At 56.8% G+C, this 23,976-nt stretch carries 23 protein-coding genes and 1 other RNA gene; 11 read left to right on the forward strand and 13 right to left on the reverse strand.

Features of this window, described 5'->3' with window-relative positions:
- Nucleotides 1-66: 66 nt before the first annotated feature.
- The 4 genes from ACR0I1_RS12820 to mgtE all read right to left on the reverse strand — a co-directional run bounded on the left by ACR0I1_RS12820 (nucleotide 67) and on the right by mgtE (nucleotide 4,819).
- Entirely contained in the window at nucleotides 67-1,845 is a 1,779-nt protein-coding gene (locus tag ACR0I1_RS12820; RefSeq protein WP_480706775.1) for an SLC13 family permease, read from the reverse strand.
- Nucleotides 1,846-1,936: 91 nt separating this feature from the next.
- On the reverse strand, nucleotides 1,937-2,749 hold the full coding sequence (locus ACR0I1_RS12825) for a TIGR00282 family metallophosphoesterase (RefSeq protein WP_170512362.1): 813 nt from the start codon (nucleotides 2,747-2,749) through the stop codon (nucleotides 1,937-1,939).
- Between the two features lie 112 nt (nucleotides 2,750-2,861).
- Nucleotides 2,862-3,428, reverse strand: a complete 567-nt coding sequence (locus tag ACR0I1_RS12830; protein ID WP_480706777.1) for a 5-formyltetrahydrofolate cyclo-ligase — start codon at nucleotides 3,426-3,428, stop codon at nucleotides 2,862-2,864.
- Nucleotides 3,425-4,819: a magnesium transporter gene (gene mgtE, locus ACR0I1_RS12835; protein WP_480706779.1), complete on the reverse strand. Its 1,395-nt coding sequence runs from the start codon at nucleotides 4,817-4,819 to the stop codon at nucleotides 3,425-3,427. The genes ACR0I1_RS12830 and mgtE overlap by 4 nt, the downstream gene beginning before the upstream one ends.
- Nucleotides 4,820-4,957: 138 nt before the next feature.
- Here mgtE and guaD point away from each other — a divergent pair, with 138 nt between their 5' ends.
- Nucleotides 4,958-6,247: a guanine deaminase gene (gene guaD / locus ACR0I1_RS12840; protein ID WP_170636016.1), complete on the forward strand. Its 1,290-nt coding sequence runs from the start codon at nucleotides 4,958-4,960 to the stop codon at nucleotides 6,245-6,247.
- 65 nt (nucleotides 6,248-6,312) lie between these two features.
- Here the strand turns inward: guaD and ACR0I1_RS12845 are convergent, their stop codons facing one another.
- The 3 genes from ACR0I1_RS12845 to ACR0I1_RS12855 all read right to left on the reverse strand — a co-directional run bounded on the left by ACR0I1_RS12845 (nucleotide 6,313) and on the right by ACR0I1_RS12855 (nucleotide 8,969).
- Nucleotides 6,313-7,647, reverse strand: a complete 1,335-nt coding sequence (locus ACR0I1_RS12845; protein WP_480706781.1) for an 8-oxoguanine deaminase — start codon at nucleotides 7,645-7,647, stop codon at nucleotides 6,313-6,315.
- A 114-nt stretch (nucleotides 7,648-7,761) separates the two neighbouring features.
- Nucleotides 7,762-8,553 (reverse strand): histidinol-phosphatase, encoded by a 792-nt coding sequence (gene hisN / locus ACR0I1_RS12850; protein ID WP_170392196.1) that lies wholly within the window; start codon nucleotides 8,551-8,553, stop codon nucleotides 7,762-7,764.
- A 44-nt stretch (nucleotides 8,554-8,597) separates the two neighbouring features.
- Nucleotides 8,598-8,969, reverse strand: a complete 372-nt coding sequence (locus tag ACR0I1_RS12855) for a helix-turn-helix domain-containing protein (protein WP_170343628.1) — start codon at nucleotides 8,967-8,969, stop codon at nucleotides 8,598-8,600.
- A gap of 337 nt (nucleotides 8,970-9,306) precedes the next feature.
- On the opposite strand from ACR0I1_RS12855, the gene ACR0I1_RS12860 reads away from it, so the two are divergent.
- Entirely contained in the window at nucleotides 9,307-10,275 is a 969-nt protein-coding gene (locus ACR0I1_RS12860; protein ID WP_480706783.1) for an NADPH:quinone oxidoreductase family protein, read from the forward strand.
- Here the strand turns inward: ACR0I1_RS12860 and ACR0I1_RS12865 are convergent.
- The gene (locus tag ACR0I1_RS12865; protein WP_170392200.1) at nucleotides 10,259-11,137 is read right to left on the reverse strand and encodes a LysR family transcriptional regulator; all 879 of its coding nucleotides are present in this window, start codon (nucleotides 11,135-11,137) and stop codon (nucleotides 10,259-10,261) included. The genes ACR0I1_RS12860 and ACR0I1_RS12865 overlap by 17 nt on opposite strands.
- Before the next feature lie 127 nt (nucleotides 11,138-11,264).
- On the opposite strand from ACR0I1_RS12865, the gene ACR0I1_RS12870 reads away from it, so the two are divergent.
- From ACR0I1_RS12870 to ACR0I1_RS12905, 8 genes are all read left to right on the forward strand, one after another.
- Nucleotides 11,265-11,483, forward strand: coding sequence for a YjiS-like domain-containing protein (locus ACR0I1_RS12870; protein WP_170512406.1), 219 nt, complete (start codon nucleotides 11,265-11,267; stop codon nucleotides 11,481-11,483).
- Between the two features lie 195 nt (nucleotides 11,484-11,678).
- Complete coding sequence (locus ACR0I1_RS12875) at nucleotides 11,679-12,416, forward strand: Bax inhibitor-1/YccA family protein (protein WP_010441904.1); 738 nt, start codon at nucleotides 11,679-11,681, stop codon at nucleotides 12,414-12,416.
- Between the two features lie 441 nt (nucleotides 12,417-12,857).
- On the forward strand, nucleotides 12,858-14,015 hold the full coding sequence (locus ACR0I1_RS12880) for a LacI family DNA-binding transcriptional regulator (RefSeq protein WP_480706984.1): 1,158 nt from the start codon (nucleotides 12,858-12,860) through the stop codon (nucleotides 14,013-14,015).
- Entirely contained in the window at nucleotides 14,012-15,367 is a 1,356-nt protein-coding gene (locus ACR0I1_RS12885; RefSeq protein WP_170625244.1) for an extracellular solute-binding protein, read from the forward strand. The genes ACR0I1_RS12880 and ACR0I1_RS12885 overlap by 4 nt, the downstream gene beginning before the upstream one ends.
- Before the next feature lie 57 nt (nucleotides 15,368-15,424).
- Nucleotides 15,425-16,657, forward strand: coding sequence for a carbohydrate ABC transporter permease (locus tag ACR0I1_RS12890; protein ID WP_170512378.1), 1,233 nt, complete (start codon nucleotides 15,425-15,427; stop codon nucleotides 16,655-16,657).
- Entirely contained in the window at nucleotides 16,657-17,865 is a 1,209-nt protein-coding gene (locus tag ACR0I1_RS12895; RefSeq protein WP_480706786.1) for a carbohydrate ABC transporter permease, read from the forward strand. The genes ACR0I1_RS12890 and ACR0I1_RS12895 overlap by 1 nt, the downstream gene beginning before the upstream one ends.
- 5 nt (nucleotides 17,866-17,870) lie before the next feature.
- On the forward strand, nucleotides 17,871-19,118 hold the full coding sequence (locus tag ACR0I1_RS12900; RefSeq protein ID WP_480706788.1) for an MGH1-like glycoside hydrolase domain-containing protein: 1,248 nt from the start codon (nucleotides 17,871-17,873) through the stop codon (nucleotides 19,116-19,118).
- Nucleotides 19,118-20,173, forward strand: a complete 1,056-nt coding sequence (locus ACR0I1_RS12905; RefSeq protein ID WP_480706790.1) for an ABC transporter ATP-binding protein — start codon at nucleotides 19,118-19,120, stop codon at nucleotides 20,171-20,173. Before ACR0I1_RS12900 ends, ACR0I1_RS12905 begins: the two co-directional genes overlap by 1 nt.
- Before the next feature lie 294 nt (nucleotides 20,174-20,467).
- On the opposite strand, the gene ACR0I1_RS12910 is transcribed toward ACR0I1_RS12905, so the two are convergent.
- Entirely contained in the window at nucleotides 20,468-20,974 is a 507-nt protein-coding gene (locus ACR0I1_RS12910) for a membrane lipoprotein lipid attachment site-containing protein (RefSeq protein WP_170392214.1), read from the reverse strand.
- A gap of 207 nt (nucleotides 20,975-21,181) precedes the next feature.
- Nucleotides 21,182-21,349: a 50S ribosomal protein L33 gene (rpmG, locus tag ACR0I1_RS12915; RefSeq protein ID WP_010441901.1), complete on the reverse strand. Its 168-nt coding sequence runs from the start codon at nucleotides 21,347-21,349 to the stop codon at nucleotides 21,182-21,184.
- A gap of 380 nt (nucleotides 21,350-21,729) precedes the next feature.
- Between rpmG and ACR0I1_RS12920 the strand changes: the two genes are divergently transcribed.
- Nucleotides 21,730-22,062 carry a GYD domain-containing protein gene (locus ACR0I1_RS12920; protein ID WP_170392216.1) on the forward strand — a complete coding sequence of 111 codons (333 nt, stop codon included), beginning with the start codon at nucleotides 21,730-21,732 and terminating at the stop codon, nucleotides 22,060-22,062.
- A 6-nt stretch (nucleotides 22,063-22,068) separates the two neighbouring features.
- Here ACR0I1_RS12920 and rnpB read toward each other — a convergent pair.
- The 3 genes from rnpB to ACR0I1_RS12935 form a co-directional block, all read right to left on the reverse strand.
- An RNA gene (gene rnpB, locus ACR0I1_RS12925) (RNase P RNA component class A) lies at nucleotides 22,069-22,462 on the reverse strand.
- A 124-nt stretch (nucleotides 22,463-22,586) separates the two neighbouring features.
- Entirely contained in the window at nucleotides 22,587-23,258 is a 672-nt protein-coding gene (locus ACR0I1_RS12930) for an N-acetylmuramoyl-L-alanine amidase (protein ID WP_480706792.1), read from the reverse strand.
- Entirely contained in the window at nucleotides 23,242-23,946 is a 705-nt protein-coding gene (locus ACR0I1_RS12935; protein ID WP_480706794.1) for a hypothetical protein, read from the reverse strand. The genes ACR0I1_RS12930 and ACR0I1_RS12935 overlap by 17 nt, the downstream gene beginning before the upstream one ends.
- Nucleotides 23,947-23,976 lie beyond the last annotated feature (30 nt).

Raw genomic sequence — 23,976 nt, forward strand, 5'->3', positions numbered from 1 at the left:
AAAAGATTGTGACGATATCGACATTTACAAGGCCCGAAACACCAGGTCGGCGAATCCGTGCCAGTGTCAGAGCGGCCAGATGAACGGAATAAGAAGTGACGCCAGCAGACCCACAGTCAGGTTCAGCGGCACACCAACTTTCAGAAAATCGGTGAATCTGTACCCACCCGGGCCATACACCATCATGTTGGTCTGATAGCCAATCGGCGTCGCAAAGGATGCCGATGCCGCCACCATCACCGCGACCACCAGCGGGCGCGGATCAATTCCTACGGCCTGAGCCAGAGAGATCGCGATCGGTGTGACCACCACCGCCACGGCGTTGTTCGAAACCAATTCGGTTAGCACCGAAGTCAACAGATATACGGCCCATATGATCAAGAAAGGTGGCAGCATCCCCAGCGCCGGTGCGACCGCTTCGACAATCAGTGTAACCGCGCCCGATTTATCGAGCGCAGCCCCAATTGCGAGCATGGAGAAGATCAGGGCCAGCAATCGGCCTTCGACAAATGAGAACGCCTCATCCGCGTCGATACATCGGGTCAGCAAAACCACAGCAACGGCGATGATCGACAACAGCAAAATCGGTGCCACGCCCAACCCCGCCAGGGCGACGATCCCGACCAGCGCACCGATGGCTATGGGCGCATGGCTGCGGCGAAACGCTCGTGCCGAAGGTTGCGTAACATCGACCATATCCATATCGGCGGCCAGCTTCTGGATATCCGCAGGCGAGCCCTCTAACAGCAGCGTATCCCCGACACGCACGGTCAAAGCATCCAACTGACGCCCGATATTCTGGTTCCTGCGATGAACCGCCAGGACGTAGACACCATATCGGCGACGTAACCGCATCGCACCAAGCGTTCGACCGACCATACGGCAGCCCGGCGTGATCAGAACCTCAACTGTCTTGGTCTCAACGGCTGAGACCTGATCCACGCGCTTGAGTTCCTTGTTGCTTTGAAGACTCAGCAATTCGGTCATCTCGGTGCGCAAAACTACCCTGTCGCCCACTTTCAGCGTCACCCCCTTGAGGTTCCGCCGCAGCGAGTCATCGCCTCGGATGACGTCGATCAGGCGCACACCGGGGCGCTTGAACAGCTGAACGCCGGTCACTTCGCGGTCGATCAGATTGCTGTCGGGTGGGATAACCGCCTCAGTAAAGAACTTCATCTTGGACCGGTCGCTGAGCATCTCAGCCATGCTGTCACGCTCGGGTAGCAGTCGTGGCGCAATGAAGCGCAGGTACACCATACCGTAGATCACCAGCGTGATGCCCAGCGGGGTAACCTCGAAGATTGAAAACGCCGTCATACCCTGGGCGCGGGCCACACCATCGACCAACAGGTTAGTCGAGGTGCCAATCAGCGTCAGCGTACCCCCAAGGATCGCCGCATAGCTGAGCGGGATCAACAATTTGGACGCCGAAACGTTCAGCGTGCGGGCGATCTGGATAAAGACCGGGATCATTACAACGACAACCGGTGTGTTCGACACCACCGCCGAAGCGACGACGACAAACGCCATTAATAACCCGATAGCAAACCGAGGGTTCACCTGCGCCTGCTTCTGCGCGAGCGAGGTGAAGGCATCAAGCGCTCCGGTGCGCACCAAGGCACCCATGATGATGAACATCGCGCCGATGGTCCACGGCGCGGGATTCGAAAGGACTGCAAGCGCACTTTGATAGGGCAGGATACCGGTTGCCAGCATCAGGGCCGCCCCGCCGATTGCGACAACTTCGGTCGGATAGACCTCGCGCAGAAACATGATGAACATGCCCGCTACGATCATCAGCGCCAGAATTGCGCTGCCCATCTCTGTCAGTTGAAGGAATTGCATTCTTGGTATTCTGTCCGAACCCTGATCTGGCATACGCGCCTAGTAGGTAGTTTCACGTATTGCGTGCGGCGGGGCAAGTCTGACGTGCTTTTCAGGGTGTAGACTGCTGCAACCGCCCGCCAACACGAATCATCTGCACGGATTTTGCGCTTCCATCGCGGTCATCGGTTTCGACAAAAACTCCGCTCAAGGTCGCCTCACCGGTCGCAGGCGTAAACCGCGCCTTGGGCATCCCGGTTATGAACCTGCGCATCGGTTCCTGTTTGTCCATTCCGATGACCGAGTCATAGTCGCCGCACATTCCGGCATCGGTCAGATATCCTGTACCGCCCGGCAATACCTGCGCATCTGCCGTTGGAACGTGCGTATGCGTCCCAACCACAAGACTCGCGCGTTTGTCGCAATAATGGCCCATCGCCATCTTCTCGGACGTTGCCTCGCAATGCATGTCGACGATGATCGCCTGCGCCTGGCCGCCGCGTGGGTGCGATTTCAGGATCGGTTCAATGGCCGAAAAGGGATCGTCAAAGGGGCGTTTCATGAAGACCTGCCCTAACACCTGCACCACCAGAACCTTGCGACCGCCCGGCGCGGTGAACAGTCGATGCCCCCGCCCCGGTGCCCCTTTGGCATAATTCAACGGACGCACGATGCGAGGTTCTTTCTCAATAAACTGCAGCATGTCTTTCTGGTCGAAAGCATGATCGCCCAAGGTGATACAATCGGCCCCCGCGTCCAAAAGCAGCTTGGCGTGGTCCCCGCTCAGCCCCATTCCGTTCGAGGAGTTCTCGCCGTTGACAACGACAAAATCCAGCCGCCATTCGTCACGCAGGCGTGGCAGATGCTGCTGGATGGCGGCGCGACCCGAGCGCCCCATTACGTCACCAAGAAACAAAATCCTCATGATTGCGGTCCTAGGGGCTGGAAGTGGCAATAACAAGGCAGAAGCAAACAATCACTCAGCCTGAAGCCTGCCAATGTAAAGGAAATCGCGATCGCGCATAGCGAGGGATAAATTAGAAAGTTAGCACCCGGCTTTCAGTAATCACCATATCGAGTGGTTGATCAGTTGGCTCCAGCGGCAGATGCTCGGCTTCCTGCGCATCAAAGGCAAATCCTATGGCCAGCGTCGGGCGCTTGGCGCGCAACCCTTCAAGCGTGCGATCATAGAAGCCGCCGCCATACCCCAAGCGGCCACCCTTCGCATCAAAGGCAACCAGTGGCACGATCAGGATCTCCGGGTCGAAATAATCATCGACCTCGGGCACTTTTGCCCCGAAAGGTCCATCTTTCAGTATGCCCTCAGGCGTCCATCGAGAGAAGCGCAACGCCTGCCCTGCGGCCTGAATGACAGGCACGCCCACTGGGCCATATGCAGAAGCCTCGGCCATTGCAGGCAGCGGGTCGATTTCGGTGCGGATCGGCATATAGCCAGACATGGGAACACCGCGATGACCCGCCAGAACCTCGGACAAGCGCCCGGCCGCGCCCGGGATGCGCATATCAAACGCTACCTTGCGTCGCGCGAATGCCGCCTTGCGCGCTGCGGCCTTGATTTCGGTCAGATCGGTTGTCTCGTTCACAGTAGTACCAAGCTGGCAAGCCCCAGAAAGATGAAGAACCCCATGACATCCGTTGTCGTGGTCACAAAGGTTCCTGACGCCAGCGCCGGGTCAACACCCAGACGGTCCAGCACTACCGGTACTACCGTACCAGCAAAGCCCGCGATGATCATGTTCACGACCAGCGCAGATCCGATCACGACACCCAGCAGCGGGGAGTCGAACCACATCATCCCGACGGTTCCCAACACGATAGCGAAACACAGCCCGTTGAGCATTCCCACCAGCAGTTCTCGCCGGATTACGCGCCCTACGTTCGAGCCGGTCAGGTCGCGTGTTGCCAACGCCCGCACTGCAACGGTAAGTGATTGGGTCCCGGCATTGCCCCCCATCGAGGCGACGATCGGCATCAGGATCGCGAGCGCCACCAGTTGATCAATCGCGGCCTCAAACTGAGAAATCACCAGCGATCCGCAAATCGCCGTAACCAGATTGACACCAAGCCAAGGCAAGCGGCGCCTACTGGTTGCCGCTACACTATCGGACAGAGAGCTTTCGTCCGAGACGCCCGCAAGACGCAGCATATCCTCTTCGTATTCTTCGTCCAGGACCACCATCGCATCGTCGATGGTGATGACACCGACCAAACGACCGTCGCCATCCACGACGGGAGCCGAAATCAGGTGATACTGATTGAACGCATAGGCCACGTCCTCTTCATCCTGTTCGACGGGGATGGTGTAGAATTCATCTTCGGCAATGTCCTGCAGCGGCACCTCGCGCCGGGTTGCCATCAACTTGCCCAGCGTGACCTGAGCAACCGGTTTCAATCGCGGGTCAACAAGTATGACGTGATAAAACTGTTCCGGCAAATCGTCGTTGGCACGCATGAAATCGATGGCCTGCCCCACGGTCCAGTGATCGGGCGCCATGACCACCTCGCGCTGCATAAGGCGGCCAGCAGAGTTTTCTGGATAAGATAGGGCTTGCTCTGCCGCGACGCGTTCGGAGTCTTCAAGCGCGCCCAGGATGGTTTCTTGCTGCGGCTCTTCAAGGTCTTCCAGAAGGTCAACAACGTCATCACTTTCCATATCCCGAACGGCTTCGGCCAGAACGTCCGGTTTCAGGACATTGATCACTTCTTCCCGAACTGACTCGTCGAGCTCCGACAGGATATCCCCGTCGAACTCCTTGTCATACAACCGGATCAGGCGCGCACGGTCGTAAGGATTGATCTGTTCCAGAAGGTCAGCGATATCGGCCGCGTGTAGCGGCTCCATCAGCTCAATCAGCTTGGCACGATCTTCGACATCAACCGCATAAAGGATGGCCGCAACGGTTCGCGGGTCCAGCGCATAGGCGTCCTCATCGCGGGGCTGATCGGGTCTGGCTTCGTCGTTGCCTGTCGTCATGCGCTGCCCCTCTTTCTTGTCGATTGCCCCTAGATAGAAGAAGCAGCTACCGGAAAACAATGACAATGGTCCAATTTACCCGCATCTTTCGCGCCCCTATGCTGGTTGGCGGTCCAAAACAGGCGGAGAACAGAACAAATGGCGCAAAAGACGCTTCTGAAGGGACGTGTGCTTAGCTTCAACGGATCACCGTTCGAAGGTGAGCCCACCGATGCGACCAAAATTCACCAAGCCGTCCTGATCGAAGATGGCCGCATCGCGGCACTGGGCCAGGCGTCCGACCTGTCTGACGCGCATCCCGAAGCCAACATTAAGGATTATGGCGATCAGCTGATCATGGCGGGATTTGTGGATTCTCATGTCCACTATCCGCAGACGGCAATGATCGCGAGCTGGGGAAAGCGGCTGATTGATTGGCTGAACAGCTACACGTTCCCTGAAGAGATGAAGTTTGACGACCCCGCCTATGCCGCTGAAATTGCAAACAGATATCTAGACCTGACCGCAGCCCATGGCACCACAACCATGTGCAGCTTTTGCACCATTCATCCAGAGAGTGTTGATGCCTTCTTTACCGCCGCGCAGGCGCGTGGGCAGCGGGTCGTCGCGGGTAAAACCTGCATGGATCGCAATGCGCCTGAGGGGCTGCGAGATACTGCACAAACCGGGTACGACCAGTCCAAAGCTCTGCTTGGAAAGTGGCATGGGGTTGATCGCATATCTTACGCCATCACTCCACGATTTTCGCCGACATCGACACCAGAACAGCTGGAGGCGATGGGCGCGCTTTGGGCCGAGCATCCCGACTGCCTGATGCAAACCCATCTGAGCGAACAGACCGATGAGATCGAATGGGTCCGATCCCTGTTCCCCGACACGCGCGACTATCTGGATACGTACGAGCAGTTTGGTTTGCTGAGCGGAAATGGCCTTTATGGGCACGCGATCCATCTGGAAAACCGAGAGCGGGATCGTCTGCGCGAGGTAGATGCAGCTCTGATCCACTGCCCCACATCAAACACGTTTATCGGCTCTGGCCTGTTTGACATGAATGGTCTAATTCACTCAGGGCACCGCGTGGGCTTGGCCACCGACACCGGAGGCGGCTCAAATTTTTCAATGCTGCGCACAATGGCTGCGGCCTATGAGATTGGTCAATTGCGAGGCCATCCCTTGCACCCCTCGCAATTGCTTTGGCTTGGAACGGTGGGATCGGCCCGTACCCTGCGGATGGATGACCGTATTGGCAACATCGCCGTGGGCATGGAAGCCGATCTGGCGGTGCTGAACCTCGCATCGACGCCTGCTATCGCCCAGCGCGAAGCTCATGCTGATGATCTTTGGGAAGCGGTGTTCCCGACCATCATGATGGGTGATGACCGTGCCGTAACCGATACCTGGATCGCCGGACGAGCTGTTTCTGGTTGATAGGAATGGGCCTATGGCCCATGCCTCCGGCGGAGGTATTTTTAGCCAGATGAAGAGCGGATTCGCTATTCTGCCAGCGCGCGTGCCAGACGATTCTGGGTTTCTATGACCCTTGGCAGGTCGATCGTGGCGATCTGACTGTTACGAACAATCTGGCGTCCCTCGACAAAGAGGTGTTTGACACGCGTTGGTCCGGCCAGAAGGAGCGCAGCGGGGTCCCAACTGCCTGCACTTTCAATTCCTTGCACGTCCCAAATGGCAATATCAGCTCGTTTACCGGGCATAAGCCGGCCGCAATCGGGCCGATTCAACACATCCGCCCCGCCTCGGGTGGCGATCTCAAGCGCCTCACGGGCCGACATGGCGTCAGCGCCGTTTGCGACTCGTTGCAGCAGCATAGACTGGCGCGCCTCGGCCATCAGATTGCCGCTGTCGTTGCTGGCTGATCCATCCACACCCAACCCGACTGGCACGCCTTGATCACGCATTTTTCGGACTGGCGCGATACCTGAACCAAGACGACAATTGGAACATGGACAGTGCGCAACGCCGGTTCGGCTACGTGCAAACAGGTCAATCTCGGCGCCATCCAGCTTGACACAATGAGCGTGCCAGACATCCGAACCGGTCCAGCCCAATTCTTCGGCGTATTGGCCGGGTCTACAGCCGAACTGATCTTGAGAATAGGCTATATCCTCATCGTTCTCCGCCAGATGGGTGTGCAGCATCACACCTTTGTCGCGCGCCAACAGCGCGGCATCGCGCATCAAGTCCCGACTAACCGAGAACGGTGAACACGGCGCCAAACCAACGCGACACATCGAACCCTCAGATGGGTCGTGATAGGCATCTACTACGCGGATCATATCCTCCAGAATAGCCCGCTCGGATTCGACCAAAGCATCAGGAGGCAGTCCACCGTCACTTTCTCCAATGCTCATTGCCCCACGCGTGGGATGAAAACGCAGCCCCAGCTCTGACGCTGCATGGATCGTGTGTTCAAGCCGCGCGCCATTTGGATATAGGTAAAGGTGGTCAGAGCTAAGCGAGCAGCCGGACAGTGCCATCTCGGCCAATCCGATCTGGGCAGATATAAACATCTCGTCAGGACCAAAGCGGGACCAGATGGGATAGAGCGTTCGCAACCAACCAAACAACAATGCGTCCTGCCCGCCGGGAACCGCGCGGGTGAGCGTTTGGTAGAGATGGTGATGGGTGTTCACCAGACCGGGGGTCACAACACACCCATTTGCATCATGTATTTCGCCATCGCTCGTAAGGCGCTGGCCAATCTGGGCAATCTTACCATCCCGAACCAGCAGATCAGCGCCTGCAAGCTCTTGCCGATCATCATCCATCGTCAGGATCATATCGGCGTTACGGATCAGAAATTCTGTCATTTTCGCACTCCCGCATACTGCCCGTCTCATGCATGGAGTGATGGGCTGGTGGAAAACGGGCGTAAGAACCAGCCGTGATCAGTTTAAAGTCGCAAAGAAGGGTCGGCAACCCGTTTAGTATTGCTTCAGAATTTCTAGCGCTGCCGCATGAATCTCAGTATTGGCTGCAGCGAGCGCACGCCCACCATTATGAGCCGGATTGCCCTGCCAATCCGTCACAATACCACCCGCGGCCTCGATCACCGCGATTGGGGCCTGGATATCGTAGGAATTCAATCCGGCCTCGACCACTAGATCGGTTTGACCTGCAGCGAGCAACGCGTAGGCATAACAATCCATCCCATAGCGTGTCAGCTTCGTTTTCTGAGAAACCGCCTTGAATGCGGCGGCCTCGACCGCGCTGCCAACCTCCGGGAAAGTGGTGAAGATGATCGCCTGGTCCAGAGATCGAGTGTCACGCGTCCCAAGTTCTGTGCGTCCCAAAGGGCCTTTGACAAATGCGTGCTCTTTATCTCCGATAAAACGTTCGCCGATATAGGGCTGATCGATCACACCAAGCTTCGGTCCAGTCTCATCGCTTAGGGCGATCAGAACACCCCATGTGGGCGTACCACTTATGAAACCGCGCGTGCCATCAATTGGGTCCAGCACCCAAACTCGTCCGGTAGTTCCCTCGGAATGACCGAACTCTTCCCCCAGGATACCGTCCTCAGGCCGGTGATCAGCCAGCACCCTACGCATTGCTTTTTCTGCTTCGCGATCAGCGGCTGTCACCGGATCAAAACCGGCATCGAGTTTGTTGTCTGTCTTCAGGTTAGATTGGCGGAAAAACGGAAGAATGGCCGCCCGCGCAGCGTCGGCCATTTCTTCGGCAATCTCTAGATCGCTTCGTAGGGTGTTTTGCATTGCTTACCCGTGCGCCCCACACCCCGCGAAGTCAAGCGCTTGTATCAGGCGACGTCGCTCAGCACGCGTGCCAGTTCAAACAGGCGGCGACGCTGGTTTTCCGGGATCGCATAATACGAGCGAACAAGATCAAGCGCTTCTTTGTCACCCATCAAATCCGCAGGAACCGATTTCTTGTCTGCATCCGACTTCTGAGCCTCTTCAAGACCCTCGAAGAAAAAGCTGACGGGAACATCCAACGCTTCGGCAATGTCCCACAAACGCGATGCGCTTATCCGGTTGGCCCCTGTTTCGTATTTTTGGATTTGTTGAAACTTGATACCAACTTGCTGCGCCAACTGCTGCTGAGTCATGCCAATCAGCCAGCGGCGATGCCGGACGCGTTTGCCCACATGGACATCGACGTGATGGGTCATTGGTAGTCTCCTTTACACAAACACCTGTCCGGGAAACCGCGACAGCAGCCATCGCCGCTTAGTTAGCGGGTCGCTGCTTAAGAACTCCCTAATTCGGATCGTGCCCCCCGAACAGCACCATAGTACAATATTGCCGCAATCCGTTATTTTTTCAAGCTGGTTGAATCAGAGAAATCGAACAGTGGTTTGTGGTTGTACGGCCAACATAGAGATTGATAGTTTCTAAATGGGAAACAGTTGATCCACCCTATTCAGTTTAACGCTGTGAAGATTGCGAATGGAATTGACAAACGGTCAAGCCAAACGGCCTATGGCGACAAAAGAGCGGAGACCAATGATGCAGGCATTTCGTATCGAGACCAAAGGGGCACCCGCTCAGCTATGCGAAACACGCGAAGCACCGCCGCAAGAGAACCAAGTTCGTATCGCAATCCGCGCCTGCGGCCTGAACTTTGCAGACCTTCTGATGCAGAAAGGAACGTATCAAGACACCCCCGAAGCACCGTTTACGCTGGGCATGGAGATTGCAGGGATTGTCACCGAAATTGGAAACAATGCTACGCATTTGAAGTTGGGCGATCGTGTTGCAGTCTATTCAGGTCAAGGCGGCCTGGCCGAATCAGGCGTTTTTGATGCGGACCGGGCAATTCCCCTTCCAGATTCCATGAGTTTCGAAGACGCGGCCGCGATCCAAATTGCCTATGGCACCAGCCATATTGCTCTTGCGCACCGGGCGCGACTGCAACCGGGCGAGACCCTACTGGTCACCGGTGCTGCCGGTGGCGTGGGATTGACCGCAGTTGAAATCGGAAAACTGATGGGTGCGACAGTCATCGCCCAAGCCCGCGGGCAGGACAAATTGGCCGTGGCACAAAAAGCTGGTGCAGACCATCTGCTTGACGCAAGCGAAGATCTGCGCGACCGCGTTCTCGCTCTGGGTGGTGCTGACGTGGTCTACGATGCGATTGGTGGAGATGTCTTCAAGGCCGCCTTCCGCGCGACCAACCCGGAAGGCCGCTTGTTACCGATCGGATTTGCGGGAGGTGAGGTGCCTCAGATCCCGGCCAACCATCTATTGGTCAAGAACCTGACCGTGATCGGCGTATATATCGGCGGCTATCTGAATTTCAGACCCGAGATCGTGCGCGACAGCTTCAGCACCTTGTTCCGCTGGCATTCTGAGGGCCGGATAAAGCCTCATATCAGCCACGTCCTGCCCTTGCAGGATGCAGCAAAAGGTTTGGAACTGCTGCGCGATCGCAAATCCACTGGCAAGGTGGTGATCCGCATCAACTCGCCACTTTAAGCGGCTGCGCCGTTGGATGATTGAAATTTTGGCGCAGTAGGTTCGCAAGCTCTGATACGTATTCCTCACGTACCCGCTCGGCACCATAGAGGTTGATGAACTGCACAGGCAAATCCGGCAGAACCCCGGCATGGTCAATCAGTTCCTGATGGCTGGGCTGGGTGCCTTCCAGCAAAACTCCCACAGCCAGATCAGCGCTGACGGTGGCTTCAACGGTGCGGTCGGAATCGCTGTCGATGCTCATATCCCATTCGATTCCCGCATCATCCAGCGCCGCTGTCGCGACTGGGCGAAAAATGCAATTCCGGCAAAACCCCAGCCGCAAAGGCTTTTGGCGCCAGGCAGATCCGTTCAGCGCGCCAACCCAACGCAAAGGCATATGGTGCAGGGTTTCGGCACCTTCGCCCGCACCCGATTCCGTAGTCACAATCAGATCGAAGCTTCCGCGGGCGAACTCTTCTTTCAAGTGCCGCGTGTTGGAAGTGACCAAGTTTACGCTGACCCGAGGAAAGCTGGCATTGAAACGCTTCAACACGCGCGGGATGAACGGATGAACGACGTCATGCGGTACGCCTAGCACGACCTCGCCCTCAAACGCCTGATCCGTCAGCCGCCCGATTACCTCATCATTCAACGCAATCATCCGCCGCGCATAAGCCAGCAACTGCTCTCCGGACGCCGTTAGCGCGATGGTTCGACCGGATCGATCCAGTAATTCCAGCCCCAAAAGCTCTTCCAGCCGCTTGAGCTGCATTGAGACTGCAGATTGTGTGAGGTGAAGAAATCCAGCGGCACGCGTCACGCCTCCATGGTCAGCAACAGCTACGAAAGACCGCAATGTAGTGATGTCCAAATTTCGCATGTTCAAGATTCCTTATGAGACTCGTCATAAACATTCATTTCCAAAATATGTCAGACTACTCCATATAGATCAAGGAAATTGATTGAAGCGCTAGGTTTCATCAAACAATCAGGAAAGGGCAATGATCATGACCCATATAGCCATCTCAACTCATCGTCGCATCAAGCGTAAGGCGATTGGTGCTCGGATACTTGACCTGTTTAACCTCGCTCGTCAGCGGCGCGCCCTCGCCCAGCTTGATGATGATGCACTGAATGACATCGGCGTTTCACGCAAAGACGCGCGTAACGAAGCAGAGCGCCCGTTCTGGGACGCGCCCGACAGCTGGCACAAACATCTGTATTAATTCGAAAATACCGGCGGCTTGAGGGATTTGGCGACCAAGCCGCCGGTTTTTTGGCGACAGTTGCAAAAATTGCCGACAGTTTTGCTGAGTTTCAGGCTTAAAACCCTTGAAACGAGGGCCACACTCTCCGATATTTACCGGGAAACCGGCTCGCATCCGTGGGCTGCGAACAGAATATTGAAGGGAGACCCCTATATGGCACAATTCGACACGATCCGGACGGCGTCCGGCGCGCGCGCTGCCGAGATAGACGAGGGCCTGCGCGCCCATATGAACAAAGTCTACGGCACGATGTCCGTAGGCATGCTGATCACATTTGCCGTGGCATGGGCCGTGGGCTCGAGCCCGCAGCTGCTGTCGATCTTCCGTGATCCGGTCACGCTGAGCCCCAATATCCTGGGCTGGATCGTGATGTTTGCACCTTTGGCGATGGTGTTTGGCTTTGGCGCTGCGATCAACCGGCTGTCTGCATCTGGCGCACAGCTGTTTTTCTATGCATTTGCAGCAGTCATGGGCCTGTCGCTGAGCTGGATCTTCGTAGCCTTTACAGGCATTTCGATCGCGCAAGTGTTCCTGGTGACTTCGATCGCGTTTGCAGGTCTTTCGCTGTACGGTTATGTGACCAAGAAAGACCTGTCCGGCATGGGCACCTTCCTGATGATGGGTGTGATTGGCCTGATCGTTGCGATGGTGATCAACATCTTCCTGCAATCACCAGCGATCATGTTCGCAGTGTCGATCCTGGGTGTGCTGATCTTTGCCGGCCTGACCGCCTATGACACGCAGAAGATCAAAACCACCTATCTGCAGATGGCTCATGCTGGCGATCAGGAATGGCTTGGCAAAGCGGCGATCATGGGTGCATTGAACCTGTATCTGGACTTCATCAACATGTTCATGTTCCTGCTGCAACTACTGGGCAACAGAGAATAAAACCGCTTCAAACAGAATACAGAAAGCCCCGCTTGGCACTTCGCTAAGCGGGGCTTTTTTTATGTTGCTCTTCAAAAGCCAATACCAAGCCTTGGTGAATTCGCATGATGTTCCGACCAGATTCTTTTTCCTCCACAAATTTTACACGCCCTCATAGCCGGATAGTCGCCCGTATTTACGCATAGTCCTCATGCTCAATTCACCGATTCCCATCAAAGCTCCGCGAACAATGATCAGCCTGCAGTTACTGTAGCAGTCGGCAGTCAACCATGTTGGCGCAACCCTAATTTGCACCACTCTGAAAGCCGCGTTTGCAAGTTTGCATATGCGTTCATCAGCGCCTTTCGCCATTGGAACGTTCGTGTACCTGGTCGATCCAATCAAAGAATTTCATAATTTTGATTGCCGAAACCGGTTTCGGAGAAAACAAATAGAAGAATGATGACGAATCCAAGTCTCCAGCAACCGCAGTCTCGCCCCCGGAGTCATTCTGGCCCCGGCAGGGTAAAACTGGATCAATTGGCCGATCATCTTGGGCTTTCTAAGAGCACGGTGTCCCGCGCCCTGAATGGATATACCGACATCTCGGAATCCACGAGAAAGCGCGTTGAAACCACGGCGCGAAAGATGGGCTATCGCCCACTCAGCCATGCGCAGGCGATACGAACCGGGCGGGTGCGCGCTATTGCCATGGTCATCAACAGCGAAGAACCAGACCGGCATAACCCATTTCTTCAGGATTTTCTGGCCGGAGCATGCGAAGCGGCGAGCGCATCCGACTGGACGATGACGATTTCTACGGCGAAGTCCGAAAAAGATATGCTTGATGTATTGGGGCGGCTTGTCGAAGAGCGCAAAGCCGATGGATTCATTCTGCCCCGGACCGAGGTCGACGATGCGAGGGTGAAATACCTGCAAGAGTTGAAGGTTCCCTTCATCATGTATGGCCGCACGGGGTATGGGCAAGCGGACTGGCAGGATGAGACATCCTGGTTCGACATTTCGGGTGAATCTGCAACCCGTGATGCGGTCGGTCGGCTCGTTGATTTTGGCCATACGCGCATCGGCTATGTCGGTAGCGATCCGAAATTCAACTACAGCCATCTGCGCCGTGACGGTTATCTCGAAGGTCTCAAGATCGCGGGCTTGCTTGCCGATCACGAGTTGATCCGGGAAGGTGCTCGTACGCGTGAGGAGGGTGCGGTTGAGGCACGCGCGCTTTTGACGCTGAATCACCCACCTACTGCAATAGTGTTTGCAACGGATCTGGCTGCGCTGGGGTGTTACTCGGTCTGTGCAGAACTGGGCCTCGAGGTCGGGCAAGATGTATCAATTCTGGGATATGACGGCATCCCTGAATGCCAATATGTCAGCCCTGGTCTAACCACGTTCAGCGTCGATTCTAAGCGGGCCGGAGAACGCCTTGCGACGATGCTGATCAGCCAGACTCGCGGTGAAGCACCGACAGATCTGCGTGAGATTAGTGAGGCCGTTCTGATCGAACGCAATTCCGACGGGCCACCAAGCGTTACAGCCGAGGAACTGGCCCGAAAAATTCAACTTTCAAAAGATCATAACCGGGGAGGAAACCGACTATGAAACTTGCACCTGTAGCATCGCGAATGATGCTTGGAACATCGCTTGCGCTAGTATTGGCGGCGATGTCCGCTCAGGCGGATACGATCCGCTTCTGGACCACCGAAGAACAGCCCGAGCGGCTGGCCAAGCAACAGGAAATGGCTGACCAGTTCAAGGCTGAAACCGGCACCACGGTCGAGGTTATCCCGGTCACCGAAAGTGATCTGGGTACACGCGCCACAGCAGCATTTGCCGCCGGAGACCTGCCAGATGTGGTCTATCATCCGCTGCAATATGCCCTGCCATGGGCTGAAGCGGGCATTTTGGACACCGAAGCCGCCACCGAAGTGATCGAAGAACTGGGCGCCGACACCTTCGCCCCCGGCGCGCTTGGTATGGCGGCGTTCAACGACGAAACCGCGTCGGTACCGGTCGATGGATGGACTCAAATGGTTGTCTACCGCAAAGACCTGTTTGATGAAGCTGGCCTTGAGGCCCCGAACTCATTCGCCAACGTCGTCGCTGCGCTGGAGCAGTTGCACAACCCGCCCGAGATGTACGGTTTCGTTGCTGCAACCAAAGTTGATGAAAACTTCATGAGTCAGGTTTTGGAGCATGTGTTCCTCGCCAATGGCGTGACCCCTGTTGGCGCGGACGGCTTCCAACCGCTGGATGAAGCCAAGACCATTGAGGTATTGGATTTCTACAAGGCGATCTCGAAAGCCTCGCCCCCGGGTGAGCTATTCTGGAAACAATCGCGCGAGCTTTATTTTGATGGCAAAGCAGCGATGATCATCTGGTCGCCCTTCATCCTTGACGAACTGGCCGGTCTGCGCGACAGCGCCCCGCCGACGATCAACGATGATCCGACCTCGCGCGATCTGGCCTCGAAGACCGGTATCGTCACTAACTTCTCGGGCCCATCGAACCCGGATGGCGCGGCTTGGGGTGACGTTCGTTACTTTGGCATCACCAACGACGCTGACACCGACGCGGCAATGGAGTTCGTGAAATTCGCCATGGACGACGGCTATACTCAAACACTGGCCATCGCACCCGAGGGCAAGTTCCCGGTCCGTCGCGGTAATGCTGACAACCCGACCGCGTTCTCGGAAGCATGGGCAGAGCTGCCTGTTGGCGTGGACCGCAAAGCCCCGTTGGGCGAGCTGTATGATCAGGCGATGATCGATGAGATCGTCGGCGGTCTGGACGTGGCGCAGCGCTGGGGCGTTGCTGAAGGCCAGCTGGCTTTGGCGTCCAAAATGATCAACAGCCAGGCAATTAACCGGGTCGTGCGCCAATATATCGACGATGAAATCGATGCCGCCGCTGCAGTGGCCGCAATGAACGACGAGCTCGCGAAGGTTCAGTAACCTAGTGACACATGCAGCGGCGATTACGCCGCTGCACCCAACCCTTCGAGGTATCCCATGTCTTCGGCCACCCCACCGACCGGAACCGGGGCGCTAGCCAAACGCGAGGCGCGTCTGGCCTGGACGCTGCTGGCTCCGACAGTGATCAGTGTATCGCTTGTGGTGATCCTGCCCTTGCTGGCGATCTTTTGGATCAGTTTCAAGCCCTTCACCCTGTCTGACCTTCGTCCGCCTGCACCTGTGGTGCGTGAAAGCTTGCGCGGATCTGGCGAGGATCTGCGGATTGAATACCGCGTCCGCAACTCAAGTCAGGACATCGCCGTTGTCGGCGTCACCCTGACAGATGTTCTACCGGACGGCGTTACGGCGCGCGAAGTTGCAAGTCCCTGTGTTCTGGACGGGCAAAACCTGTTCTGCGATTTCGGCACACTGGAAGGCGGTCAACGCGAACGCATCCGTATTCCGGTCACCTTGGACGGAGATCCGGACGCTTTCGAAGAGCTGCTCGAAGGATCAGAGCCCGGCGTGACCGGGAGCGGACCCAGCGTCCTGACCAACCTTGAATTCAGTCTGGAAAACTACGCCCGTGTCTTTGATGGAGACGAGTTCTGGGGCGTGCTGTGGGTCACGTTGTTCTACACCGTGGTCGGCACCATTGGAGCTTTGGTGATGGGCCTGTTTGCAGCCTTGTTGCTGAACAAAAGCTTCAAAGGGCAAGGGTTCATACGCGGCCTCTATCTGTTCCCCTATGTGGCGCCAGTCATCGCTGTGGCCTTCACATGGGTCACCTTGTTCGACCCGTTCTCAGGTTCTGCCAACGCATTGTTGGTGCAGATGGGACTAAGCAGTGAACCGATCAACTTCTTCGGGGAACGCCCTTTGGCGCTGATCATGGTCACAGTGTTCGAGATCTGGCGCTATTTCCCGCTGTCCTTCCTGTTCATTCTGGCGAGGATGCAATCCATCGACTCTAGCATGTATGAAGCAGCGGATATGGATGGAGCCTCACCATTCCAGAAGTTCTGGCTGCTGAGCATCCCGCAACTGCTGGGCATCCTGTCGGTACTGTTCCTGCTGCGTTTCATTTGGACGTTCAACAAGTTCGACGACATCTTCCTGCTGACCGGCGGCAATGCCGGCACCCGTACTCTGACCGTAAATGTCTATGAACAGGCCTTTGCGGTTTCGAACATCGGCGCAGGCGCAGCGGTGGCCGTTGTGATCCTGATGTGCCTGATTGCCTTCAGCTTCGTCTTCTTCCGCTTCATCAGCCGTGAGGAGGGTTTGTGATGCGCAAAGGGTATATAACCGCCCCGATTCTAGGCGCGCTCTGGCTGGTGGTGATCGCCACTACTGTCGCCATCACCATGTCATTCTCGACCGGGGCTGCGTTCCGGCCACAGGTCTTGCTCTGCTTGATATGGGGGGCTATTGCCGGTCTGGTGTATGTCCGCTTCCCGGCGCAACGCGCACCGGCCCGACTGGGTGTATCCGCCTTGTTAGGCCTGTCTTGCCTGACCGGAGTCGGGCCTGTCCTGATCGGCTCTGACACATCCCTGCAGGCAATACTGGTCACCGTCGTGGCGATGGCGGTCGTGATGCACCAATCCGTTGCCGCAATCCTGAAAGAGACACCGTTCGGCGAGCTCACCCGCCACGAGTACGAAGATGCCGTGATCCGGTTCTGCACGGGCTTTGGCTATATCTTCTTCACGGCGATCGTGATCATTCCGTTCTATGTGATGGTGATGACCAGCCTGAAGTCGCAACAGGCCCTGTTGCAGAACCCGCTGGATTTCTCGGTAGATCTATCACAAGGCACCGCTCTGTTTCGCAGCTATACCGAGCTGTTTCGCGATTTCAACTTCGGCACCTATCTTTGGACCTCGCTCTACGTCTCGGTCCTGACGGTCTTTATCACCCTGCTGTTCAGCGTCCCCGGAGCCTATGCGGTAGCTCGGTTCCGTTTCTCGGGGCAAAAGGCGTTCTCACGCTCGATCCTGCTGATCTACATGGTGCCGATGATCGTCCTGGCATTGCCGATCTATATCGCGTTCTCGCTGACTGGCTTGCGCAACTCGATCCTTGGCATCGTCATGATCTACCCGGTCACGACGATCCCAGTCGCGCTGTACATGCTGCAAGGATATTTCCGTGGTTTGCCGACGGAAGTGGAAGAGGCCGGTCTCATGGATGGGCTTTCGCGGCTGGCAGTGATTTGGAAGATTACGCTGCCGCTTAGCCTGCCTGCGCTGGCGTCGGTCTCGCTCTACGTCTTCATGATCGCTTGGAACGAGTTCCTGCTGGCCTTCATGCTGCTGGACGACCCTTCGAAATTTACCCTGACCCGAGGCGTCACGATGCTGAACTCCTCGGAAATTCCCCGACAGCATCTGATGGCCGGTGCGGTGATCGCCACCGTTCCGATCATGGCGCTGTTCCTGGGACTTGAACGTTTCATGACTAAGGGCCTGACTGCGGGGTCCGTCAAAGGATGACTGAGATGAACCAACATACAAACCCCGACCGCGAGGCGCGCAACATTCTGGTTGCCAATGATCGCGGCGGCTACACCATCCCGACCGAAGGGCTTTACCCCTATCAATGGAATTGGGACAGCGCGATTGCGGCGCTTGGTTTTGCCGAGTTCGACATTGATCGAGCCTGGGTGGAACTAGAAACACTGTTCTCGGGCCAATGGGATGATGGAATGGTGCCGCATATCCTGTTTCACAAACAGGATGACGGATATTACCCCGGCCCGGATGTCTGGGGTGGCCACGGGCCGATCCCGTCCTCTGGCATCATTCAGCCCCCGGTGGCTGCAACTGTGGCGCGGAAGATCTGGGAAAAAGATGGCAATGCAGGCGCGGACCGCGTTCGCGCGCTCTTCCCATCTCTGCTGGCGTGGCATCGCTGGATCATGAGATGGCGACTCGACGAACACGGCGCGGTCTGCACCACGCATCCGTGGGAAGCTGGTCGCGACAATGCACCGGACTGGGACAAAGCAATGGAGGGCGTAGATCCTACAGGTGTCGGAGACTACCAGCGCCGTGATACAAGCCACGTCAACAGTGCAGACCGACCGACCAAATACGACTATGACCGCTATATCAAATTGGTTCAGATCGGCTGCCAGGCCGACTGGGATCAACAGAAGTTGCTGAGCCTGAATCCCTTCCGAGTCGCAGATCCGACGATGACATTTATCACTCTGCGCGCCGCACGCGATCTGCAGGAGATCAGCGAAAGGCTTGGAATTGCTGCGGATGGACTAAGTAGCGACATTCAAAGGCTCGAAGCGGGCGCGCGATCTTTGTGGAACGAAACGCTGAGCTCGTTCGACTCGCGTGATGCGCTGACTGGTGATTGGGCCGGAAGCATCTCTAACGCGTCGTATCTTTGCTGGTTTGGGGGACTTGATTCACAGCACATGCTGGAGCGCCTGCAGGCGACGCTTGCAAAAGTACCCTTTCCAGTTCCCAGCTATGACCCCGCGATGCCCAACTTCGACCAACGCAGGTACTGGAGGGGTCCCACTTGGGGGTTCATGAATATGCTGATCGGGTTTGGATTAGCGGATATGGGGCACCTCGAAGAAGCCGAGGCACTGCGCCAGAAAACGTCGCAGCTGATCGCAACAAACGGCTTCGCTGAATACTACGATCCTCTGACCGGCAGCCCTGCCGGAGGGAATTCATTCACCTGGACAGCCGCGGTTTGGCTGCATTGGGCAGGGAGGAACTAATGGGCAGCATCGAACTAAAATCCGTCGAAAAGTGGTTTGGCTCGGCCCAGGTCATCAAAGGCGTTGACCTAATGATTGATGAAGGTGAATTCATCGTCTTCGTCGGTCCGTCGGGCTGTGGAAAATCCACCCTGCTTCGCATGATCGGTGGGCTTGAAGATATCTCGCGCGGATCGCTACTAATCAACGGCAATGATGTCACGGATCACCCACCCTCCAAGCGGGGTCTGACGATGGTGTTCCAGTCCTATGCGCTTTATCCCCACCTGACGGTCGCCGAAAATATGGGGTTCTCACTTAAGGTCGCGGGTGTTCCGAAGGCCGAGATAGCAGAGCAGGTCAATAAAGCCGCCGAGGTTCTCAAGCTGGGACCTTTTCTGGAACGTCGCCCCAAGGACCTGTCCGGTGGACAGCGGCAGCGCGTTGCAATTGGTCGTTCTATCGTGCGCGACCCGACGGCGTTTCTGTTCGATGAACCGCTCTCGAATCTTGATGCAGCGCTTCGTGTCGAAATGCGTTACGAAATCGCGAAACTTCATCAGAACCTAAAGCGCACAATGATCTACGTGACGCACGATCAGGTTGAAGCGATGACATTGGCCGACCGCATCGTCGTGCTTGAGTACGGCAAGATCGCGCAAGTCGGCACACCCCGCGAACTTTACGAACGCCCTGCCAATCTGTTTGTCGCACAGTTCATTGGCAGCCCCAAAATGAACATATTGCCGTGCACGACTCAGAACGATGGCTACACTCTGGAACATGGCAGAGGCGGCGACTTCGCGCGCTCGGGTGTAGCAAGCAAACTCGGCATTCGCCCCGAACACATCGATGTTGTGTCATCGGGCGATGGGCAATGTGATGGCATCATCGAGGTGATTGAGTATCTGGGGGCAGATACCTTCCTGATCGTGGATTGCGGCGCCGAAGAGAAGGTTACCGTGCGCCTGAATGGGGACACCGCTCTAAAGCCTGGGGCAAAGATCGGCCTGCATTTTCCCACCGACAAACTTCATTTCTTTGACGAGAATGGGCAGGCATTGGTAGAGCATTGAACGTTGCTTCCTATCAGTTGAGGTTAAACAGTTCTGCTGATCGGGTCTGAGTTTCACCACTGATTATTCTTTGGCGGTGGGGTGAAATAGAGAACACGCACAGCGCTTGCTTGGATGCCTACGGATGGCGGGGGCCTCTGAACTCGCGTGATCATCGCCCGGTGTGTCACATGGATTGAATGACCGCTGCTGGGTTTGGGCCCTTGTTCAGCGCCTCGTAAGACTTGCAGAAACACTGAAACTAGAAAGCCCCCGCCAATGGCGGGGGCTTTTACTTAGATTTTGTAAGCTAAATTAACGGCAATTCAGTGGCACTGCAAAACCCGAACTGCGCTCAGACGAACCCTTGCGGTATACATCACCTGCGGGCAAGCATCCGGTAAAGCGTTCCGTTTGAGCGCCAAAGGCCGAGCCCACCGATGTATCAACTTTGGTGGAGTTGTTTTCCGTACGCAGGACGCCGAACAACTGACCGTTTACACTGACATTGCTCAGGTACAGATTGGTATCACTGCCAGTGAGTTGAACTGAATTCGCATCTGAGCGACCGCCATTATCGATAGCGACACCCGCGATCTTTTCAAGCTCGGCTTTGTCCGATGTAACCTGGACCGTTGGTAGCTTGGCCAGTTCCGCCGGGATGTTGGTTTCTGGCGGCAAAAAGGCTACGGCGCCTTTTACATCCGACACTGTGCGCGGTTCACCATCAATCCCGGTGAAACCAACACCTTCGCGGTTAAAGGGGTCTTCGCAGGCTGACAATGTCAGAACAGCAAGAGCGGGCAACAAGATTTTTTTCATGGCGGTCAACATTTTGGAAAGGGTTGCTGAAGCGTAGCGGCAGGGGATTAGAAAAAGCAAGCCGCTGAGATTCAGAACACCCAAACCTCTGATGCGCCCCTGCAACGCCCCTGCTTGGTTTAGGCCGACCAAGAGATACCCCAAAACAACACAAAAAAGGACCCTGCATGGCAGAGTCCTTCTTCAAAAAGTATGTCAGAGGGCAGATTACTTGATCTTGCCTTCTTTGTACTCGACATGCTTCCGAGCGACCGGATCGTATTTACGAATGGTCATTTTCTCGGTCATGGTGCGCGCGTTCTTCTTGGTCACGTAGAAGTGGCCCGTGCCCGCGGTCGAGTTCAGACGGATCTTGATTGTCGTCGGCTTCGCCATGGTTATCTCCTGCGTCCGAAAAGGCAGGGGCCTTTCGGTTGAATCCTTATGAGCGTGCGCTTTTAACCGCTCATGCGCCCAAGTCAACCGGATTCGCCGCGTTGGGGGAACAATTCCTGACATGGCTTCAAGAGCAGTCGATTTGGAACGCTCACGATTCTGTGATAGTGTCGCCGGAACCTTCGAAGCCCGTTTTGCGGACTTAGGTAATACCGGGCCGGATGTAAATTCCGGCAGACAACACCGCTCACAACTATAGCAACGCCCGGCTGTCTATTTGGCCGGGTCTTTTCCGGTTTGCGCGCAATCCTGCACGCGATACGGCCAAGGAGTCGGCCGCTTTTAGCGCTCCGAATAAACTGCAACCAAGGGAGAGAAATATGCCTGTTTTCATTACCTATGCGTCTTATTCGCAAGATGGGGTCAAAGGAATGTTGGCAAAGCCGGAAGATCGCACCGGTCCCGTCAAGGCCTTGCTTGAGAAAGCAGGCGGCAGACTGATCTCGTTTTATATAACCACCGGAGGCAATGATGTCGTCGTTATCAGCGAACTGCCTGAAGGCAGTGATGCTGTGGCAATTGGCATGGCCGTCGCGGGCACGGGTGCGGTTTCGAGGATCGAGACCGTTCGCGCATGGTCGGCGCAGGAATTTGTTGCCGTCGCCGAAAAAGCTGCAGCACTTGGCGGCACCTACACACCTCCGGGCGGGTAACAGGATATGCGCGGAGGGCCTGTAAGCCGGATCCTGTTCCAGGGTTGCCCCCTTCGATGACCATTCCTCTAGGCCGTGCATTGCTGCGCGGCTCGAGCTGCCAACCCGGTCCCTCTCGGCCAAGGCGTGCCTAGCGGCGGTATCGGTTTGCACCGACCGGCCCGCGCGGGGACCCTATTCGGCATTGCTCCCGGTGGGGCTTGCCGTGCCGCCACTGTTGCCAGCGGCGCGGTGGGCTCTTACCCCACCGTTTCACCCTTGCCACACGTGTGTGGCGGTCTGATTTCTGTGGCGCTTTCCGTCGGGTTTCCCCGCCCGGGCGTTACCCGGCACCGTTGCCTTGTGGAGTCCGGACTTTCCTCTCGGGCCTAACGACCCCAGCGGCCATCCGGCCCTCCGCGCGTGGGTTGGGTAGGCTCTGTGCGTGATGGCGTCAAGAGGGGTTGGGGTGGTGAAGGGGCCAGCCCCTTCTTGGCCTACGGCCAATTCATCCCCGAGATATTTTTGGCCAGATGAAGGGCGGATCAGGTCGATTTTGGGAGCGGACAGAGGGCTATGAGATCATCGGGGTGCAAGGGGCCTGAGGCCCACGGGCGATAGCGCAGGCGTGTGGAATTTAGGAGCGTCTTCTCCTCGCTTGTCGCTGTGTAGCCCCGGTTCTGCGCCAGCTCGCGGAAGTTGACGTTCGGTTCGAGGGCAGTACCACGCCGAGCGGCAAGGCGCTGGTGTTCCAGCCTTTGCCAGTCGAACCGAGGGCCGGGGTCGGACTTGCGGCCCGGTGCCATGTCGGAATGCCCGATCACACCCTCTGGCGCGATGGTCCAACGCTGCATGAGTTCGGGCAAAAGCTGTTCCAATACACGCATTTGGGGTTCGGCAAACGGGTGATCTCCGCCATTGTCCAGCTCGATCCCGATCGAGCGGGAGTTTATGTCGGCTTGCCCTTGCCACTCCCCTGCCCCGGCGTGCCAAGCGCGATCTTCCTCTCGGACAAGCTGCCAGAGCGCACCGTCGCGACCGATCAGGTAGTGGGCGGAGACCTCGGGACCCGGATCGCAGAGACGTTCAAGCGCGGCAGCAGCGCTCTCCATTGCAGTGTAGTGCAGCACGATCAGCTTGGGTGACAGCCCATCCCGGCGGGGGCCGAAATTGGGCGATGGGTGCCAGATGGGGGAGAGCTTAGTTGTTGACGGCACTGCGGAACGGGCTGGGGTCCCAGCCGCAGGCGTAACCGTCGCCGTCCGGATCCAGCCCTTTGCGGTCACGCTGGGGGCCTCCATTCGACAGAAACTCAATCTGCGCCTGATCAGGAGATGCGAACTGAGCGCAGTTGCGCTGTGCCTTGGCCTGCAGGTTAAATCCGGCTCGGCTGTACAACTGGGTACCGATGGGGTTCGAAGTGCTCAGGGCGTATTGCACGATATTGAGTTGCCCGTCAGAGCCGCGCTCGGGCACGGCAGTAGGGGCGACGACCTCGTAAGACTGCCGATTCTGTTCGATACGAGCAGCGTCGGCATCGATACTGCGACGGTTTGAGACAGCCTCAAAATCCTGCTCATCAGAGATACTTGGGTTGTTTGTTGCAGTCAGAGGCGCGACGCGCGTCTCTTGACCCGACGTATTCGCCAAGGCAATGGCCGTCTGGTTGGCGATGTCAGAGGCGTCGCCTGTTGGTACGGCACCAACAGCCCCCTGCGCCGAGAGCGGCTGTTCGGAAACCGCCTCGGGTGGTGCAAGCGGATTACCGGCAAGACCCTGCCCGGCCAGTTCGGCCTCGCGCTGCGCCTGATATTCCGGCGTATTGAAACCGGTACCCGAAACAGGGGTAACGGTATCACATGCCGCGATCAGCCCAAGGGCCGGGATCAGAAGCAATTTGCGCATTTGGCTGCTCCGGTTCTTTATTGCCGTGTC

Source organism: Ruegeria sp. B11, assembly GCF_056539785.1.